At 61.7% G+C, this 17650-nt stretch carries 20 protein-coding genes, 1 tRNA gene and 1 pseudogene; 9 read left to right on the forward strand and 13 right to left on the reverse strand.

All coding sequences use genetic code 11. The features are described from left to right. Window positions 1-284 precede the first annotated feature (284 nt). Both HB675_RS22035 and HB675_RS22040 read left to right on the forward strand, forming a co-directional pair. Window positions 285-581: a hypothetical protein gene (locus tag HB675_RS22035; protein WP_213881262.1), complete on the forward strand. Its 297-nt coding sequence runs from the start codon at window positions 285-287 to the stop codon at window positions 579-581. A 284-nt stretch (window positions 582-865) separates the two neighbouring features. Next, window positions 866-1078: a cold-shock protein gene (locus tag HB675_RS22040; RefSeq protein ID WP_003179963.1), complete on the forward strand. Its 213-nt coding sequence runs from the start codon at window positions 866-868 to the stop codon at window positions 1076-1078. A 64-nt stretch (window positions 1079-1142) separates the two neighbouring features. Here the strand turns inward: HB675_RS22040 and HB675_RS22045 are convergent, their stop codons facing one another. Next, the gene (locus HB675_RS22045; RefSeq protein ID WP_213881263.1) at window positions 1143-1466 is read right to left on the reverse strand and encodes an I78 family peptidase inhibitor; all 324 of its coding nucleotides are present in this window, start codon (window positions 1464-1466) and stop codon (window positions 1143-1145) included. 230 nt (window positions 1467-1696) lie between these two features. On the opposite strand from HB675_RS22045, the gene HB675_RS22050 reads away from it, so the two are divergent. Further along, window positions 1697-1939, forward strand: coding sequence for a hypothetical protein (locus tag HB675_RS22050; protein ID WP_213881264.1), 243 nt, complete (start codon window positions 1697-1699; stop codon window positions 1937-1939). Here the strand turns inward: HB675_RS22050 and HB675_RS22055 are convergent. The 7 genes from HB675_RS22055 to HB675_RS22085 are packed head-to-tail and all read right to left on the reverse strand — an operon-like array spanning window position 1936 to window position 8847. Continuing rightward, window positions 1936-2898 carry a nucleoside hydrolase gene (locus tag HB675_RS22055; protein WP_256737645.1) on the reverse strand — a complete coding sequence of 321 codons (963 nt, stop codon included), beginning with the start codon at window positions 2896-2898 and terminating at the stop codon, window positions 1936-1938. The genes HB675_RS22050 and HB675_RS22055 overlap by 4 nt on opposite strands. Window positions 2899-2921: 23 nt before the next feature. Next, window positions 2922-3326, reverse strand: coding sequence for a D-ribose pyranase (rbsD, locus tag HB675_RS22060; protein ID WP_213881266.1), 405 nt, complete (start codon window positions 3324-3326; stop codon window positions 2922-2924). Continuing rightward, the gene (rbsK, locus tag HB675_RS22065) at window positions 3323-4243 is read right to left on the reverse strand and encodes a ribokinase (protein WP_213881267.1); all 921 of its coding nucleotides are present in this window, start codon (window positions 4241-4243) and stop codon (window positions 3323-3325) included. Before rbsK ends, rbsD begins: the two co-directional genes overlap by 4 nt. 22 nt (window positions 4244-4265) lie before the next feature. Beyond that, window positions 4266-5288 carry a LacI family DNA-binding transcriptional regulator gene (locus tag HB675_RS22070; protein ID WP_213881268.1) on the reverse strand — a complete coding sequence of 341 codons (1023 nt, stop codon included), beginning with the start codon at window positions 5286-5288 and terminating at the stop codon, window positions 4266-4268. A gap of 2 nt (window positions 5289-5290) precedes the next feature. Beyond that, the gene (locus tag HB675_RS22075) at window positions 5291-6289 is read right to left on the reverse strand and encodes an ABC transporter permease (RefSeq protein WP_213881269.1); all 999 of its coding nucleotides are present in this window, start codon (window positions 6287-6289) and stop codon (window positions 5291-5293) included. Beyond that, complete coding sequence (locus HB675_RS22080) at window positions 6286-7839, reverse strand: sugar ABC transporter ATP-binding protein (protein ID WP_213881270.1); 1554 nt, start codon at window positions 7837-7839, stop codon at window positions 6286-6288. Before HB675_RS22080 ends, HB675_RS22075 begins: the two co-directional genes overlap by 4 nt. Before the next feature lie 48 nt (window positions 7840-7887). After that, window positions 7888-8847: a sugar ABC transporter substrate-binding protein gene (locus HB675_RS22085; RefSeq protein ID WP_213881271.1), complete on the reverse strand. Its 960-nt coding sequence runs from the start codon at window positions 8845-8847 to the stop codon at window positions 7888-7890. Window positions 8848-9065: 218 nt separating this feature from the next. Between HB675_RS22085 and HB675_RS22090 the strand changes: the two genes are divergently transcribed. Beyond that, window positions 9066-9314, forward strand: a complete 249-nt coding sequence (locus tag HB675_RS22090; RefSeq protein WP_345945791.1) for a DUF1654 domain-containing protein — start codon at window positions 9066-9068, stop codon at window positions 9312-9314. A 2-nt stretch (window positions 9315-9316) separates the two neighbouring features. Further along, window positions 9317-10006 (forward strand): endonuclease, encoded by a 690-nt coding sequence (locus tag HB675_RS22095; RefSeq protein ID WP_213881272.1) that lies wholly within the window; start codon window positions 9317-9319, stop codon window positions 10004-10006. Here the strand turns inward: HB675_RS22095 and HB675_RS22100 are convergent, their stop codons facing one another. Then, window positions 10007-10582, reverse strand: a complete 576-nt coding sequence (locus HB675_RS22100; RefSeq protein ID WP_213881273.1) for an SPOR domain-containing protein — start codon at window positions 10580-10582, stop codon at window positions 10007-10009. 133 nt (window positions 10583-10715) lie between these two features. Between HB675_RS22100 and HB675_RS22105 the strand changes: the two are divergent. Then, a pseudogene (locus HB675_RS22105) lies at window positions 10716-11006 on the forward strand (DUF6388 family protein); the annotation flags it as partial. Between the two features lie 145 nt (window positions 11007-11151). Here the strand turns inward: HB675_RS22105 and HB675_RS22110 are convergent. The 3 genes from HB675_RS22110 to HB675_RS22120 all read right to left on the reverse strand — a co-directional run bounded on the left by HB675_RS22110 (window position 11152) and on the right by HB675_RS22120 (window position 13835). Further along, window positions 11152-11391: a hypothetical protein gene (locus tag HB675_RS22110; RefSeq protein WP_345945792.1), complete on the reverse strand. Its 240-nt coding sequence runs from the start codon at window positions 11389-11391 to the stop codon at window positions 11152-11154. A gap of 80 nt (window positions 11392-11471) precedes the next feature. After that, window positions 11472-13544, reverse strand: coding sequence for a bifunctional diguanylate cyclase/phosphodiesterase (locus HB675_RS22115; RefSeq protein WP_213881274.1), 2073 nt, complete (start codon window positions 13542-13544; stop codon window positions 11472-11474). A gap of 214 nt (window positions 13545-13758) precedes the next feature. Continuing rightward, window positions 13759-13835, reverse strand: a tRNA-Val gene (locus tag HB675_RS22120). A gap of 184 nt (window positions 13836-14019) precedes the next feature. Here HB675_RS22120 and HB675_RS22125 point away from each other — a divergent pair. Then, entirely contained in the window at window positions 14020-15303 is a 1284-nt protein-coding gene (locus HB675_RS22125) for an FAD-binding oxidoreductase (protein ID WP_213881275.1), read from the forward strand. Here the strand turns inward: HB675_RS22125 and HB675_RS22130 are convergent. Continuing rightward, window positions 15291-15971 carry a peptidase C39 family protein gene (locus HB675_RS22130; protein WP_213881276.1) on the reverse strand — a complete coding sequence of 227 codons (681 nt, stop codon included), beginning with the start codon at window positions 15969-15971 and terminating at the stop codon, window positions 15291-15293. The genes HB675_RS22125 and HB675_RS22130 overlap by 13 nt on opposite strands. A gap of 137 nt (window positions 15972-16108) precedes the next feature. On the opposite strand from HB675_RS22130, the gene HB675_RS22135 reads away from it, so the two are divergent. Beyond that, window positions 16109-16276 (forward strand): hypothetical protein, encoded by a 168-nt coding sequence (locus HB675_RS22135; protein ID WP_213881309.1) that lies wholly within the window; start codon window positions 16109-16111, stop codon window positions 16274-16276. Window positions 16277-16357: 81 nt separating this feature from the next. Then, on the forward strand, window positions 16358-17641 hold the full coding sequence (locus HB675_RS22140) for a multidrug effflux MFS transporter (RefSeq protein WP_213881277.1): 1284 nt from the start codon (window positions 16358-16360) through the stop codon (window positions 17639-17641). Window positions 17642-17650: the final 9 nt, after the last annotated feature.

Consider the following 17650-nt stretch of genomic DNA (forward strand, 5'->3'; position numbering starts at 1 on the left):
CGATCCAGGCCGTGTAACTTGCCTGCCTTACATTGGCAGGAGCCCTGAGGCCAGCCGCAGATCGAACCAGAGTGACTGGTTTTGAATGTACTCGGTAATCCGCACCTTGCACGGTTGCGGCGCAGCATCCTATCACAGATATCGGGCGGCATTGGCCTGGCCATGGATTTTGTCCAATGGGCTGAACTCAAACCGGTCAGGCCGGCTCAAATGGCCGAGACGATGCCGCACCCGCTGTCCTGTAAAGTGCCGCGTCAACCATCCCGCTAACAGGAGTACCCACCATGCGCTTTTATCAAGTGGCAACACTGACCCTGGCCCTGGCCGCCTCTGTACCTGCTTTTGCCGGGAAATGGCCGGACGGCGCCAAGGAACGCTTCACCCAGGACTGTGTCAACAGTGCCAGCCAACATGTCGACCCGGCCATGGCCAAGCAGCTGTGCGATTGCAGCACCGCACAGGCCACCAAGGATTTCAGCGACAAGGAACTGGCCATGCTCAATACGCCTCCGAGCAACGCCAATGAAGAGGTGCGCGCGCGACTGATGAAAGACACGCAAGTGTGCCGAACCAAGAGCTGATTTTCGCAGCGACAGACCCCTCCCAAGCGCTTCACGGGGCAATTTGCCGCACGAAAACGCGATGCAGCGCTCTTTTTGAGGATATTTCGCATTCGCGCGATGGGCATTTAGCCCAATGAAATCAGGGGTTTGGCAAATGTCACGAAAAAAAAACACGATAATCACAGGAAACGGCACATCTAAAAGGCTTACAGCCCGCGCATTTAGACTATGATAGCTCCCGTGTGCCCAGTTGGCCTGAGCAGCACAGCACTACTGAATATTATGTTTCTTGGAGATACACCATGTCTAATCGCCAAACCGGCACCGTAAAATGGTTCAACGATGAGAAAGGCTTCGGCTTCATCACTCCTCAAGGTGGCGGTGACGACCTGTTCGTACACTTCAAAGCTATCGAATCCGACGGTTTCAAAAGCTTGAAAGAAGGCCAAACGGTTTCTTTCGTAGCTGAGAAAGGCCAAAAGGGCATGCAAGCTGCTCAAGTTCGCCCAGAATAATATTCTGACTGAACAAAAAAAACCCGCCGTCTAGGCGGGTTTTTTTTGCCTGCGATTCAGCCAGTCAGCCGCAGTTGGCTCGTACTATCACCCCATTGGCATCCGTGTTCAGGTTAAGGCGCTCGGAACGATAGTCCAGCGTCACCATGTCATCGGGCTTGAGCGCGCGGACAACCTGAGCGCCAGATTGGGCCTTGGCCTGTTCCATCAAGGCAGGCGTGACTGTTTTGCCAAGGGTGTATTGGGCTTGCTCGGCATGGCAGCGACCGTCCTGGACTGTAACGCTGGCCGCGGCGGGCGCTTCGCTTCTGGCTGACTCATGGTTGACGCACCCACCCAGAACCAGCATGGCCAATATCGTCAGCGGAATGACACGCTTGCAAGGCATGGAGCCTCCTTGAAAAAAAACAGGAACACCTCCGACCTTTTAAGGGTCGATTGGTTGCAGCCGGGCCAGTATGCCCCAGCCGGAAAGCGCCGGCATCCGCGAAACGCGGCGGTTATCTTTCAAGGTATTTCGCGGCGGCCTGCCCAGCCGACAGGGATGCCAAAAGGTCACACGGCATGCTTTACTAGCGCAATCAGGGGCGAAGTTGCCCGCGTTATTGCGAGATCATCATGGCCAACGTTTCCGTAGATGCCGACATCAAGGTCAAATGGCCCCAAGGCCAATCCTCCTACAGCCCCGGCAATCCAGAAGAGCTGGCCATCATTGCCGTGGACCTGCTGGTCAAGGAACTCGGCACTCAGGCCGCGCGCCTGTTCATCGGCCAGGTGTTCGAACGCTATGGCGACGAGCACCTGACCGGGGTTGCGCACCCCGCCATCGGGCCGCTGCTCGCCGCACGCCCCATCGGCTAGGCCAATCGCGCGAGGCGCTCGCTCAACAGATCGAAGAACCCTTGAGCATCGCCGTCCTGCAGCCACAGGACCCGGCTCGGCAACCCGGTCTTGCCATACCAGTCGGCGATGGTCTGGCCAAAGGTCGGCCCTTCGCGGGTGTCAATGGACAGGTGCACTTCACGCCCGCTGAACAATCGAGGCCGCAACAGCCAGGCGATGACGCTGGCATCATGCACCGGACCACCCGGCAACCCGTAGTGCAGCATGTCCGCCTTGACGTACTCATCGAGAATTCCGTGCACCAACTGCCCGGCGCGGTTGCCGAGCGCCGCGATCTGCGCCAACCGCGCTTCACTGGTGAGGACCTTGTGTGTCACGTCCAACGGCACGTAGACCAGCCGCACGCCGCTGTCGAGCACTACCTGCGCCGCATGGGGGTCGGCAAACAGGTTGAATTCCGCCACAGGGGTAATGTTGCCACCGTTGAAGTGAGCCCCCCCCATGACCACCACCTGGTTGATGCCGTGCACAATCTCGGGCGCCTTGATCAACGCCAGGGCCAGGTTGGTCTGCGGCCCGAGCATGGCGATGGTGATGCTCTGCGGTTCGGCGCTGCCAAGGGTTTCGACCAGGTAGTCGACGGCATTGCCGGCAGCAAGCGGCGCTGCCGGCTCATACACCGGCACGCCGGGCAAACCCTCGGCACCATGGACATTCTCGGCGTAGATCGGCGTGCGCACCAACGGACGCGGCGCACCTGCGTACACCGGCACCTCTTGGCGGCCGCCCCACTCCCGAGCCAGGCGTGCATTGCGCGAGGTCTTGTCCAGCCGCACGTTGCCGGCCACGGTGGTGATGGCCCGCAGCTTGAGTTCATCGCGGGAGGCCATGGCCATCAGCAGCGCAACCACGTCATCTGCCCCAGGGTCAGTGTCGATGATCAGGTCAACGGGTTGGAAATCAGCAGCATTTGCCAAGGAGCGGTCCTCGCCATCAAAAATCAGAAGAATACCCCTGAAACCAGGGCAATGTTGCAGTACGGCTGGCATTCACCAGTGCGCACGATGGCACGCGCCTGGCGGCTCAGTTGCTTGAAGTCGGCATGACTGAGCAGACGCCGAGTGCCCAGAGCCCCCTCGCCCTCCAGTTGGTCCAACCAGGCCAGCGGCCCAGGTCGGGCTTCGAGGATTTCCTGCGCCAGCACATGGCTTTCGACCTGCATCTCGCTGAGCACCACCCGCAGGGTGCTGCTGAAGTCGGGAATGCCGGGAGTCAGCGCCAGGTCGATCAACTCGACACCGGACGGCACGGGCAACCCGGCATCGGCCAGCAAGAGGATATCGCCATGTCCAAGCGATGCGATCACGCGGGACAGGGCAATGTTCAGCACCGGCGTCTTCTTCATGAACCCGTAAACTCCCGAACGTCGGACACGTGTGGAATGGAAGGTTGCGCGCCGGCACGGGTCACCGAGAGCGCCGCCGCCGCCTGACCGAAGCCGATCGCCTCGCGCAGCGGCTTGCCATTGGCGAGGCTGGCGGCAAAGGCGCCGACGAAGGTGTCACCTGCCGCGGTGGTGTCCACTGCCTTTACCTTGGGCGCGGTGAAGTGCTCGCTGCCTTGAGCATCCATGTACAGCACCCCCTCCCCGCCCAGGGTGATCATGATCCGGGGCGCGCCCAGCTTCAGCAACTGCGCTGCCGCCAGGCGAGCAGTGTCGAGGGAGAAGACCGCAATGCCGGTCAAAGCCTGGGCCTCGCTCTCGTTGGGAATCAGATAATCGATATGGGCATACCAGTCCAGTGGCAGCGGGCCAGTGGCGGGCGCTGGATTGAGAATAACGGTCTTGCCCAGTTCACGGGCGCGCTTGAGGGTGAAACCAACGGTGTCGGCGGGCACCTCCAACTGGGCAATCACCACCGCGGCCGCCTGGAGCAGCGGCTCCACGGCCTGCACGCTGGCCGGAACGAGCAGCCCGTTGCCGCCCGCGATAATGATGATCGCGTTCTGGCTGTTGGCATCGACCACGATCATTGCCAGTCCACTGCTGGCCCCGGGGGCCGTGGTGACGCCCTGACAATCGATGCCCTCGGTGAGCAGCGCCTCGCGCAGTTGCACGCCATAGGCATCGCTGCCGACGCAACCGACCATGGCCACCGCAGCGCCCAGCCGTGCAGCGGCCACGGCCTGATTGGCGCCCTTGCCGCCCGGCACCGTGGCAAAGGACTCCCCCGCCAGGGTTTCACCCGGACGTGGCAAACGCTCGGCACGTGCCACCAGGTCCATGTTCAAACTGCCTACTACCACCACATTTGCTTGCATGTCGCGAGACTCTTTCAGTAATTCAGCGATATTCGTTGAAAAGCGCGTGAGGCGCAGCCGTGGACTCGCGTCGAACGATCGCCGGCGCTATCAGACGCTGCTCGGCAGGGCCGACCAGGGTCTTGCGCACCCGCTGCAGCAAGCGCTCGGCTGCCGTTTCACCCAGCAACCGAATCGACTGGCCGACCGTGGTCAGCGCCGGATAGACGAAGCGGCAAATCTGGATGTCATCGAAACCGATCACTGAGAGCTGCTCCGGCACCCGCACATTGCGCTCGGCCGCCGCCCGCAACACGCCCATCCCCATCAAGTCGTTGCAGGCAAAAATCGCCGTCGGCGCGGTGTCCGCGAGCAACCCGGCGGCCACCTCATAGCCACCGGAGCTGCTGAAGTCACCCTCGATGACCCGCGCCGGATTCTCGGCCAGCCCGGCTTCAGCCAGCGCCCGCTGAAAACCGGCCAGACGCTGCTGGCCGGCGCTGGTGTGCAGCGGGCCGGTGATACAGGCGATGTCGCGATGGCCCAGCTCCAGCAAGTGCCGGGTCGCCAGGTAGCCGCCGTGTGCGTTGTCGATACAGACCAGATCGGCTTCCACGCCTGGCAATACGCGATCGAGGATCACCAAGGGCGTGCGGGTGGTGGCCAAGGACTGCGCCAAGGTGTTTTCCCCGCCCACCGAGGACACGATCAGCCCATCCACACGCTTTTCCAGGAGCACTCGGATGTAGCTGCGCTGCTTGTGCGAGTCGTCATCGGAGTTGCACAGGATCACGCAATACCCCTTGCGCTCGCAGTAATCCTCGATGCCCCGGGCCAGCTCGGCAAAGTACGGGTTGACGCTGTTGGGCACCAGCAAGCCAATGGTGGCCGTGCTGCGCGCCTTGAGCGAGCGTGCCACGGCACTGGGCACGTAGTCGAGCTGGGCGATGGCCGCCTCGACCTTGAGCCTGACCGGGTCACTGACCGGCCGTGACTTGTTCACCACGTGGGAAACCGTGGTGTAGGAAATACCCGCCAGGGCCGCTACGTCCTTGATCGTTGCCATGCTTAGCCTCGTCGGGCGGCGCGGTGGCTGCGGTAGGTATCCAGCACCACCGCCACCACAATCACCGCGCCGGTGATGATACGTTTGGTCGGTTCACTCGCACCGATCTGGGCCAGCCCGGCTGCCAGCACCGAAATGATCAAGACCCCGAAGAAGGTGCTGATCACCGAGCCCCTGCCCCCCATCAGGCTCGTCCCGCCGATCACCACGGCTGCGATCACCTGCAACTCCAGGCCGGAACCGGCATTGGGATCGGCCGCCTCCAGGCGCGAGACCTGGAACAGCGCCGCCAGCCCCGCCAGCAGGCCCATCAGGGTAAAGACCAGAATCTTGTAGGGCTTGGGATTGATGCCCGCCAGCCGCACGGCTTCTTCGTTGGTGCCAATGCCGATCAAATAGCGGCCGAACACCGTGCGCGTCAACACAAACTGTGCAACGACAATGACCAACAGGGCGATCACGAACGAAGGCGAAATCCCCAATGCGAAAGGATCGGATAACCAGGAGAACGCATCACCGATGTAGGCCGTGCGCGAGTTGGTCATCTGATACGCCACGCCCCGGGCCATTTCCAACACCCCCAGCGAGACAATAAAGGAAGGAATGCGCCAGGCCACCGTGATGGAACCGGTGATGGTCCCGGCCAGGGCTGCGCACGCCATGCCCAGCAGCGACGCCGGAAGCACACCCCACCCCCAGCCCAGAATCGCCACGCTGACCGCCGACCCGGCCAAGGCCAGCACCGAACCCACCGACAGGTCGATGCCGCCGATGATGAGCACGAAGGTCATGCCTACCGCCAGCACCATCAGGTCGGGAATCTGATTGGCCAGGGTGCTGAATGTCGCGTAGGAGAGAAAGTGATCGCTAAGCAACGAGAACAGCACCACCATTGCCAGCAGGGCACCGGCCAGGCCCAGATAAGTGCCCAGCCCTATCCACAGGCCATTGCGCCGGGCCGCCAGCGGCGTTTGCGGTATAACCGAGGTTTGCGTCTTCATGCTTGATTCCTGGGCGCCGGTGCATCCACCAGCGCGTCGCGTCGCGTATAGCCGGCGAAGGCCGCCGCCAACAATTCATCCTGAGTCCAGCTGTCACGCTGAAAGGTTTCGACCAGGCGCCCGGCCGACAACACGCCGATTCGGTCGCAGATCAGCATCAATTCACGCAGGTCACTGGACACCACCACCAAGGCCTTGCCTTGACGGGTCAACTCGCCGAGCAAGGCATAGATGTCGAATTTGGCGCCGACATCGATACCCCGAGTCGGCTCATCGAAGAGCATCACCTGACAATCGCGCTCCAGCCAGCGACCAATCACCACTTTCTGCTGGTTGCCGCCCGACAACTCACCCACCCGCTGCTCGGTACTGGAACTACGAATGCGCATGGCCGCGACCTGACGCCTGGCCAGCGCATGCTCGGCCTTGCCGTCCACCAGACCACCTCGGGAAATGGCCGGCATGTTGCCCAGCGCCAGGTTGCCGGCAATCGACTGCGACAACAGTAGGCCTTCGCCCTTGCGATCTTCGGTGATCAGCGCAATGCCGTGGCGCACCGCGTCGGCCGGTGACTGGATACGCACAGGCTGCGGCGGCAATCCCACCGCGACCGTGCCGCTGTCGGCGCGGTCGGCACCGTAGATCAACCGCAACAGCTCAGTGCGCCCGGCCCCGATCAGGCCGGAGATGCCGTAGATTTCCCCGGCGCGCACTTCGAAGGATACATCCTCGACCTTGCCGGCCCGGCACAGCCGATCAACCTTGAGCAACGGCGCACCCATGCGCCGCTCGCCCAGATCGATCTGCTCGCCCAGCTCCCGGCCGACCATCAGCGTAACCAGTTGCGCACTGTCGTAGCGCGCCATCGGCTCCACGGCCACCAGTTGTCCGTCCCGCAGTACCGCGATACGCTGGGCGACGCGGGCCAGTTCTTCCAGGCGATGGGAGATATAGACGATTGCCACGCCCCGAGCCCGCAAGCGGGTGATCTGCTCGAAGAGCATTTCCACTTCTCGCGAGGTCAGCATGGCAGTGGGTTCATCGAGGATCAGCACGTGGCAGTCGCCGATCAGGTTGCGGGCGATTTCCACCATTTGCTGATGGCCGATGCCCAGCTCGCTCACCAGGGTGTCCGGGTCGATGGCCTGCAGGCCGACCTGCTCCATGGCCTGGATGGCAGCCTCCCGCAGCTTGCGGCGATCGATCCAGCCACCGCGACTGGGCAGGTTATGCAGAAACAGGTTCTCCGCCACCGAAAGGGTCGGCAACAGATTGAGTTCCTGCATCACCATGCGCACGCCCAAGGCCTCGGCGGCCTTGCGGCTGACGGGCGCATAGGGTTGCCCTTGGTAGTGCATCTGCCCGGTGGTGGGCACTTCCAGGCCACCGATGATCTTCGACAGCGTACTCTTGCCAGCGCCGTTTTCACCCGTCAGGGCCAGTACTTCCCCGCGCACCAGATGCAGGTCGACACCCGCCAGCACGGGCTGAGCGTAAGTCTTGCCGACCCCGCTGACCGACAGCACGATATTTTCAGCATTGCCTGACATCACAGTTCTCCCGAGCGCCCGCTGAACCTCGCGGGCGCGCGCAACAGGTTACGGCTGGGTGACCAGTTCCACCGGAGTCTGGATGACATTGTTGGCGTCCACATCGACCTTCTCATGCTTGATCAGTTTGAGCGCAGCCTGGATACCGAACACTGCCTGCTTGGCGGCGAACTGATCGGCCGTGGCCAGCACGCGGCCGTCCTTGAGCATCGGCTTGATTGCGTTGATGTTGTCGTAGCCGACCACCTGGACCTTGCCCGCCTTGCCTGCGGCACGCACCGCCGACACCGCGCCCAGCGCCATGCTGTCGTTGCCGGCCAGCAGCGCCTTGAGGTTGGGGTATTCGTTGAGCATGGCCGAAGCAACCGCATTGCCCTTGTCGATCTCCCAGTTGCCGGATTGCACCGAAACGATCTTCATGTGCGCAGCGTCCATCGCATCCTTGAAGCCAGCCGTGCGCATCTGCGCGTTGGTGGTGGTAGACACCCCTTCGATGATGCCCACTTCATCACCCGACTGCAGCTTGCCGGCCAGGTAGTCGCCTACCAGGCGCGCGCCCTTGCGGTTATCCGGGCCCACGAAAGGCACGTTGAGGTTCTTGCTCTTGAGCACGTCGGGGTCGAGCTGATTGTCGATGTTGATCACGGTGATCCCGGCGTCCATGGCTTTCTTGATCACTGGCACCAAGGCCTTGGAGTCGGCCGGCGCAATCACCAGCGCATTGACCTTGGAGACGATCATCTGCTCGACGATACGGATCTGGTTGGCGGTATCGGACTCGTCCTTGATGCCGTTGGAGATCAGTTCGAAGTCGGCACTGTGGTCTTTCTGATAGGCCTTGGCGCCATCTTCCATGGTCAGGAAGAATTCGTTGGCGAGGGATTTCATCACCAGCGCAACCTTGGGCTTGTCGGCGCCATCGGCCATGGCCGAGGTCAGAGGGGCAAGAGCAAAGGAGGCAACGAGCAGGGATGCGGCAAGCAGACGGCCAGTCAATGGCAGTTTCATGGGGACACTCCGATCTTATGATTGTTGTTGTTTTTCAGGCAGAACATTCAGCGCGTTGACTATAGACCAGGCTGATGCGCAAACGTTTGCATGAACAGGACTATGAGAACACTCGCACTTTTTGTCAATTGCCGATGGGCGGGAATCTTTACGGTGCTTGCCAAGACCCGCAGACTTAAATACTGTATACTCGTACAGCACAAATAAGGACTTTCGTCGTGGCAACCTCCTCCGCAGCCGTCAAACCGCCCAGCAGCTATGAACTGATGGGCATACGTATCCAGAAGATCATCAACTCGCCCACCGCGCAAAAAGCCCGCTCGGCGCTGATCTACCAACTGCCCGGCGAATCAGCGGATGACTGGGCGCAGTTGCTGGAGGAAATCGCCGAGAACGACAACGTGACCCTCGCCTGGCGGGACGATGGCGGTATCCAGATCTTCTGGGTTGTGCCTGTGGAAGATTGAGCATGCATACAGCCTTTCTCGTTTTCGGTTTGCTGCTGGTCAGCGTACCGATCTGGGCCCAGGCGCCGAAAACTTTCAACGAGGCCAAACGTATTGCCCGGCAGCTCTATGCGCCCCAGTCCATCGAGTTCTATTGTGGCTGTCGCTATCAGGGCAATCGCGTGAATCTGGCGGCCTGCAGCTATGTCCCGCGCAAGAATCCAGCGCGCGCGGCGCGCATTGAATGGGAGCACATCGTGCCCGCCTGGCAGATCGGCCATCAACGCCAGTGCTGGCAGAGTGGCGGGCGCAAGAACTGCGCGCGCATCGATCGGGCCTATCAGCGCGCCGAAGCCAACCTGCACAATCTGGTGCCGAGCATCGGCGAGATCAATGCCGATCGCGGCCACCTGAGCTTCGGCTGGCTACCGCCGCAGCCGCCACAATACGGGTCATGCCCGATCCAGATCGATTTTGCGGCGAAGAAAGTCATGCCGCGCCCGGCCATCCGAGGGATGATCGCACGCACCTACCTGTACATGAGCAAGCGCTATCGCCTGCGGCTGTCACGCCAGGACCGCCAGCTGTATGAGGCCTGGCACCGCGCCTATCCCGCTCAAGACTGGGAACGCCAACGCAACCAGCGGGTAGCGTGCGTGATGGGTCACGGCAACGATTACGTCGCCCCGGTCGATCTCAAGGCGTGCAATTGATCACGGTGCGGTGTCGAACGGCAGCACCAGTGAATCGATGCCCTTGGAGGCCATCAAGGCGGTGCGCTTCTGCTCGGCTTCTTCCTTGCTGCTGAAAGGTCCGAGGTAGACCTGGGTGACGCCGTCCTTCTTGGCGAAGTTGGCCATGAAGCCACCTTCCACCAGACGCGAGGCCATGTCGGTGATGTTGCCCATGTTGTCGCCGCCGGCAATGCGCACTTCCCATTGGCCGCTGCTCGAATGGGCAGCCGCGCCGCTCGCCTGGGCCAACGCCTGATCTTGAGCACTGGTGCAGGCCGCACGAACGGTGGCGTTGTTGCCGTCCTGATCGATCACCGCTTCATAGTCACCGCCGTGGCGCAGGGCGACATAGGCCATGTAGCCGCCGTAGTTGCCGTTGGCGTCCTTGACCTTGACCTGACCGCAGACATTGCCTTCAGGGGTCGAGCGCACATTGTTGAAGCGCGCCGTCTTGGGGTTGTCCACTTTCGCCAGTACCGCTTTGCCGGCATTTTCCACCGCACTGCCGCAGCCGGCCAATGCCAGGAACAGGGCCGTGATCATCAAGTTGCGCACCGCATTTCCTCCACAGGGTCAGCCGGCGATTTTATCACCTCCGACGCCACCGCGCAGAGCCTCGCTTGCCTGGCTGTGGCATCATGGGCGACCGAACCTCAGGCCGCGATGGCCTTGCCAGACGAGACACCTCATGATCGCCAAAGAGCTTCGCCAACAAACCGCCTTTGACCAATTTTTGGCCACCAACCCGGACCTGCAGGCGCAAATCAGCGGCTTGAGCGCCAAGGAACAGGCTCAACAGGTCGAATGGGAGTTTGAGGCCCATGCCGAAGAGCAGGGCCTGGAGGTATGGGAACTGGTGCTGGAGACCATCGCCACCAGCCCCGAAGAGCTCAAGACCATGCGCCTTGAAGTGCATCAGGAAGTTGCAGAAGCCCTGGGGATGGACTGGGAGGACTACCGTCAGCTCAATGAGCTCGACGACCACGAGTTCGATCATGGCCCGGGCGTCGACGAAGCCCCCCTCAACGATCTGGACGATGGCGAGTCCGGGCTTGACCCGCAGATTCTCGACGATGATCAGATCGAAGACGGTTCGCTGGGCCTGGGCTGAACCGACAGCGCTTTTACAGCGAGTCCACGGCCACCAGCACAATTCCCAACTCTGCGGCCTGCTGGGCGATCTCGTCAGGCCCGGCATCGGCCGTTGGCATGATCAGGCTGTTCTCGCCATCGCCGAAATGCAACTGCAGCAGGTGCATCAGCGCCTGCTCGGCCGACAGGTCCGGCACGGGCAGCTCGAACACATGGTGGCGCGGCGCGGCATTGAATGCATAGTGGACTTCGAAACGGTTCATTACGGCCATCGTGCAGTTTCCTCGACTGAATAAAGGGTCAACCCAAAAAGGTTGACCCACTAGTCAAGAAAAACGTTCAGTCGTCGCGATCAGAGAGTGACCGTCGATTGCTTGAGTGCCGCCAGCGAATGGGGCAACTGCGCCGCCGGCACCGGACGACCGAGCAGATAGCCTTGCAGGCTGTTGCAGCCCAGACGCGTCAGCAACGCTTGCTGTTCCGGGGTCTCCACGCCTTCGGCGACGATCTTCAGGCCCAGCGTCTGCCCCAGCGCGACAATGGCCGAGACGATGGCCGCATCGTCATTGCCCTGAGCCAGTTCGGCGACGAAGCCGCGGTCGATCTTCAACTCGTTAGCCGGTAGCCGCTTGAGGTAAAGCAAGCTGGAATAGCCGGTCCCGAAGTCATCAATTGAGATGCCCACTCCCAGCTTGGACAACTGTTCGAGGATGATCAGGCTGGCTTCGGCATCGCGCATGGCCGTGGACTCGGTCACTTCCAGGACCAGATGACGGGCTTCAAGCCGATGACGCTGCAAAGCGCCACTGACCACTTCGACCAGGCCGGTGTGCCCCAACTGCACCGTTGAAATGTTGACCGCAATGGTCCAGTCCAGGTGGCCCTGGTCTTGCCAGGCACGCATCTGCCGGCAGGCTTCGTCAATGACCCAGTTACCGATCGGCACGATCAACCCCGTGCGCTCGGCCATGGGCAGAAAGCGGTCAGGCGGTACCAGACCATGCTCGGGGCTCTGCCAGCGCAGCAGCGCCTCGACACCGATCATCGGGCCGTCGGGGGCCACGACCTTGGGTTGGTAGTGCAACAGAAATTCGTGGTTTTCGAGGGCCTTGCGCACATCCTGCTGCAGCTTGGCCTGCTGGTGGGCGTTGGTGTTCATCGCCTTTTCAAAGAAGCAGTAGCTGTTGCGACCCGATTCCTTGGCATGATACATCGCCGCGTCGGCGTTGATCATCAGCTCATGGGCAGTCGCCCCGTCCAGCGGGTACACGGCGATGCCGACACTGGCCGTGACATGCATGACGTTGCGGGAAATGTTGTAAGGCTGGCCAATGATCTCCACCAGACGCTGGGCCAGGGCGGAGGCATCTTCCGGCTCGCCTGGATCGATCAGCAGCACGAACTCGTCGCCACCCAGCCGCGCCACGGTGTCTTCGCCACGCTTGGTTTCCGAGATGCGCCGGGCCACTTCCACCAGGAGCAGGTCGCCCGCATGATGGCCATAGATGTCATTGACGGCCTTGAAGCCGTCCAGATCCATGAACAGCACGGCAAAGTGTTTCTTGCCACGATTGGTTTTCTGAATGGCCTGTTCGAGACGATCACCCAGCAACACACGGTTCGGCAGCCGCGTCAGGGTGTCATGCAGGGCCAGCTTGACCAGCTCGCTGTTGGCCTCGTCCAGCGACGACGCCAGGAGATTGGTCCGTGCATCGAGCATGGAAACGATCAGGGCGATGGCGAACACGGCCAGACTGACCACGATCACCAGCACGGCCAGCCACTGGTTGGCGATGCCATTGCTGGCGGCACCGCAGTAGCTGCCCAACGGGAACTCGGCCGCCGCCATGCCGGTAAAGTGCATCCCGACAATGGCACAGCCCATCAGCAACGAGGCGCCGATCCGCGCGTAGACCACACGGCCCCCTTCGCGGCGCAGGCGAAAGGCAATCCACAACGCCGCCCCTGAGGCCACAATAGCGATCAGCACCGACACGGCGAACAACACCGGATTGTAGACGATGCCTGGCTCCATCAACATGGCGTGCATGCCGGTGTAGTGCATGGCGGCGATGCCCATGCCCATCAGCACGGCGCCGAGCATCAAGCGCATGACCGGCAGCTCTTTCTGGCACACCAGCCACAGCGCAAAGGCCGAAGAGGCAATGGCAATGAGCAGAGACAACGCGGTCAGGTCGAGGTCATAGCTGATGGAAATGGGCAGGCTGAACGCCAGCATCCCGACAAAGTGCATCGACCAGATGCCAAAACCCATGGCAAAGGAGCCGCCCAACAGCCAGAGCGCCGAAGCCTTGCCTCGAGCACTGGACACCCGCCCGGCCATATTCAGCGCCGTGTAGGACGCCAGAATGGCCACGATCAAAGAGAAAGCGACCAGTGTGCTGCTATAGCTGGTAGGAAGCATCAGTACTCCGTTTATCAAGCGCGACAGTATCTTGCGTCAGTCAAAGACTGAGCGGACAACTATATCGTGCGGCAGCCCGTAGCAGTATGTCGGCAAGGACACATCGGGACTTGAAGAAGTTATTTGTTAATGGAGGCTAGCAAATTTCGAACAAAAAAAGGGTGACCCCTTGGGGTCACCCTTTTATTCACCGCCCAGCAGAGCGGATTTTGTTTGGTAGGCGCGATTGGACTCGAACCAACGACCCCCACCATGTCAAGGTGGTGCTCTAACCAACTGAGCTACGTGCCTGCTGTGAGGCGGCATTTTACGTAATCCTGAGCCTCTGTCAACCGCTTTTTTATCGCTAAGCCCCTGAATAGCTGAATTTTTTTATCTGGCTTGCGACGCACGCCCTGCCGCAAAGCTGGCAGCCATTTTTTTTCTCAGGTAGGATCTGCCCACTCGTAAAGAATATTAAACAGAGACAGCCGCCATGGCGAACACAGCCTACCCCCAGTCGTACTACGCCGCCTCAGCCAATGCCGCCCCCTCACGCCCTGCCCTGCAGGAAGAGCTGCAGACAGATGTGTGCGTCATCGGCGCCGGTTATACCGGGCTGTCCAGTGCGCTGTTTCTGCTGGAACACGGCTTTTCGGTCACGGTGCTGGAAGCCGCCCGCGTCGGCTTTGGGGCTTCCGGGCGCAATGGCGGTCAGATCGTCAACAGCTACAGCCGCGACATCGACGTCATAGAGCGTACCGTCGGCCCGGAGCCTGCGCGGCTGATGGGCGCCATGGCCTTCGAAGGCGCGCGGATCATCCGTGAACGGGTGGCAAAATATCAGATCCAGTGCGACCTGAAGGACGGCGGCGTATTCGCCGCCCTCACCCCCAAACAGATGGGTCATCTTGAAGGGCAGCAGCGCCTGTGGGAACGCTACGGTCACAGCCAGCTGGAATTGCTCGACCAGCGCCGCATCCGCGAAGTGGTGGAGTGCGACAGCTACATCGGCGGCCTGCTCGACATGAGCGGCGGCCACATTCACCCCCTCAATCTTGCCCTGGGCGAAGCCGCCGCCGTGGAATCCCAGGGTGGCAAGATCTTCGAACAGTCTGCCGCGCTGCGCATCGAGCGCGGTCCCAACCCTGTGGTGCACACCGCCCAGGGCAAGGTGCGGGCAAAGTTCGTGATCGTCGCCGGCAACGCTTACCTCGGCAACCTGGTGCCGGAACTGGCGGCCAAATCGATGCCCTGCGGCACCCAGGTGATCGCCACCGAACCGCTGGACGAGGCGCTGGCACGCCAGCTGTTGCCCCAGGACTACTGCGTCGAAGACTGCAACTACCTGCTCGACTACTATCGCTTCAGCGCGGACAAGCGCCTGATCTTCGGCGGCGGAGTGGTGTATGGGGCTCGCGACCCGCGTAACATCGAAGCGATCATTCGTCCGAAGATGCTCAAGGCGTTCCCGCAATTGAAGAACGTCAAGATCGACTACGCCTGGACCGGCAACTTTTTGCTGACCTTGTCACGGCTGCCTCAAGTCGGCCGTCTGGGCGACAACATCTATTACTCCCAAGGCTGCAGCGGCCATGGCGTGACCTACACCCATCTGGCGGGCAAGGTGCTGGCCGAGGCCCTGCGCGGCCAGGCCGAACGCTTTGATGCCTTCGCCGGCCTGCCCCACTACCCGTTCCCGGGAGGCCAGCTGCTGCGTACGCCACTGACTGCACTCGGCGCCTGGTACTACAGCCTGCGCGATCGCTACGGCTTTTGAGCCAAGGTCTTGACCGCCACGGCAGCGGCGTCTTCTTGCCCAGCCTGGGCCAGCGCGTTGGCCGATTGCAGCCAGCGCTGGTGATCGACCTGGGCCGGCAGCTGGTTGGGCTGTTGCACCAGCACTGCCCAGCTGCCAGCGCTCTTCCAGGCTGACGCAAACGTGCTGAAGCCCAACATCTGGCGCCGTTCCTCACCCGAACGCAGCAGCACCTGCTGCTTGTAGCGGTCGTAGCCGACCAGCAGCGCGTAACGTGGCGAACCCCAGAAATGACCCGCCTCATAGCGCAACAATACCGGGTTGCCGGCGGCCACTTGGGTCAACAGCGAATTGAGGGTCGGCTCCAGCGGGTACACCACCAGGCCGAATTCCCGCGCGGCATTCGGCACGTTGATCGGCAAGCCGTCGATGTCTTTGGGCAAGTGCATCGTCGGTTCCAGCAACCCCGGACTGATGCGTACCCCTTGCGCCCTCAGCAAGCTGGCCAGGGCCATGGAGCTGCCTTGAAACTCGGTCCCGCGAAAGAACGGTACGCTGGTCAGCTCGACCCGATCCGGCAGGCCCGGCAGCGGCGGTCCACTGCTATGGCTGGCGCAACCGGCCAACAGACTGAAACCCAGACAGGCGACGATCAAATTCTTTAACAGCGCTGATGACAGTGGCGACATTTCACTCTCAAGCTACGACGACCGGAAGCTCGATCATAACGCAAAGGCGCAGCGGCGCTACCTTTGGTCAATAGCCTGAAACATGCCAAGGGCTAAACTGTCATTGACACAGAAGAATCCATTTCCCGGGAGGCACTATGGAGCTGACCCTGACCATCCTGATGTTGGTCGGCGCCTGGCTGTTGGTGGCAGCGGCCATGTTGTGGGGGGTTTTGCGGGTGGCGCGCCGGCGGCAGCGTGCCGGACTTCGAGACACCCGGCGCATTCACTCGCACACGCCTGAATTTTCTGACGAGCCTTTATAGATAGTGACCTAACAGTCTACTATTGGCCTTGCGTGCCCCTCGTTCATCCAACACGCGGATGAACACTCACAGGATGCTCAATTGAAGGCCTCGTCGGTTAGTCCATCGTTTCTGAAACTGGTGATCATCTGCGGCGTGTTGACCGCTTTTCCTTCGATGTCCATCGACTTGGGTTTGCCCGGTTTTGCCGAGGTGGCCGAATCGATGGGGGTCAGCATGGAGCAAGTGGCGCAGACCCTGAGTTTCTTCTTCCTCGGGTTTTCCATTTCGCCGCTGATCTGCGGCCCCCTCTCGGACCGCATCGGCCGACGGCCGGTTCTGCTGAGCGCTTGCGCCGTGTATGCGGTGGCCAGCCTGTTGGCCACTTGCGCGACGGCCTTCAACATGTTGCTGCTCTGGCGCCTGCTGCAGGGCACCGGGGCCGGCATTGCAGCGGTGTTGGCGATCACTGTGATCCGTGACTACCACGAGGGGTCGGATGCTCGCCGCCTGCTCTCTTACGCCGCGGTGGTACGCATCATTGGGCCGACCACCGCGCCATCCATTGGTAACCTGTTGCTGCTGCTGGGCAGCTGGCGCTGGATCTACGGTTTCATGACAGTGGGCGGCGTGCTGATGCTGTGGATGGTGGCCTTCGCCCTGCCGGAGTCCTCGCGCACCCGCCTCGAGGCCGCCACAGCCGGCCTCAGCGAACCCCGTGCGCCACGCCGCTCGGTGCTCAAGGACTACGCCGCCTTTCTGTCCGATCGTTTGAGCCTGTCATACACCCTGGTCATGGCGCTGACCTTTGCCAGCCATTTTTCCTACGTCACCGGCTCGCTCTATGTGTTCATCAACGTGCTGCACATCTCCACCGTGGCCTATGGCGCGGTGTTTGCCATCACCGCCCTGTGCCTGATGCTGGGTTCGTTCCTCAGCGGTCAACTGGCGCGCCATGACCTGTCCGGCAAGGCGATCGTGGCCGTGGCGCTGGCAGTGTCGCTGGTGTCGTCATTGGCCACCCTGACCCTGGCGGCGACGCACCATCTGGACGAAATCACCCTGACCGCCCTGCTGTGCGTCAACACCCTGTGCCTGGGCCTGCTCACGCCTTGTGCCCAGCAAGGCGCCATGGAGCGAGCCGGCGCCTTCGCCGGCACCGCCTCGGCGCTGATGAATGCCATGACCACCGGCATGGGCGCCATCGCCAGCTACGTCGAAGGTGCGCTGCTGGAGAAGTTCCAGGCACCGGCCGTGGTCATGAGCGGGCAGATGGCGTTTTGCCTAGCGTTGGCCATGGTGATTTTCGTGACCGTGGTGCGGCGCAAGGGGGCGGTGACCGACCCCGTCGCCGCGCCGCTGCCAGAAATGGACAGGGCGCACTGATCAAGTCGC

The sequence above is a fragment of the Pseudomonas sp. dw_358 genome (assembly GCF_018449655.1).
Classification (GTDB): domain Bacteria; phylum Pseudomonadota; class Gammaproteobacteria; order Pseudomonadales; family Pseudomonadaceae; genus Aquipseudomonas.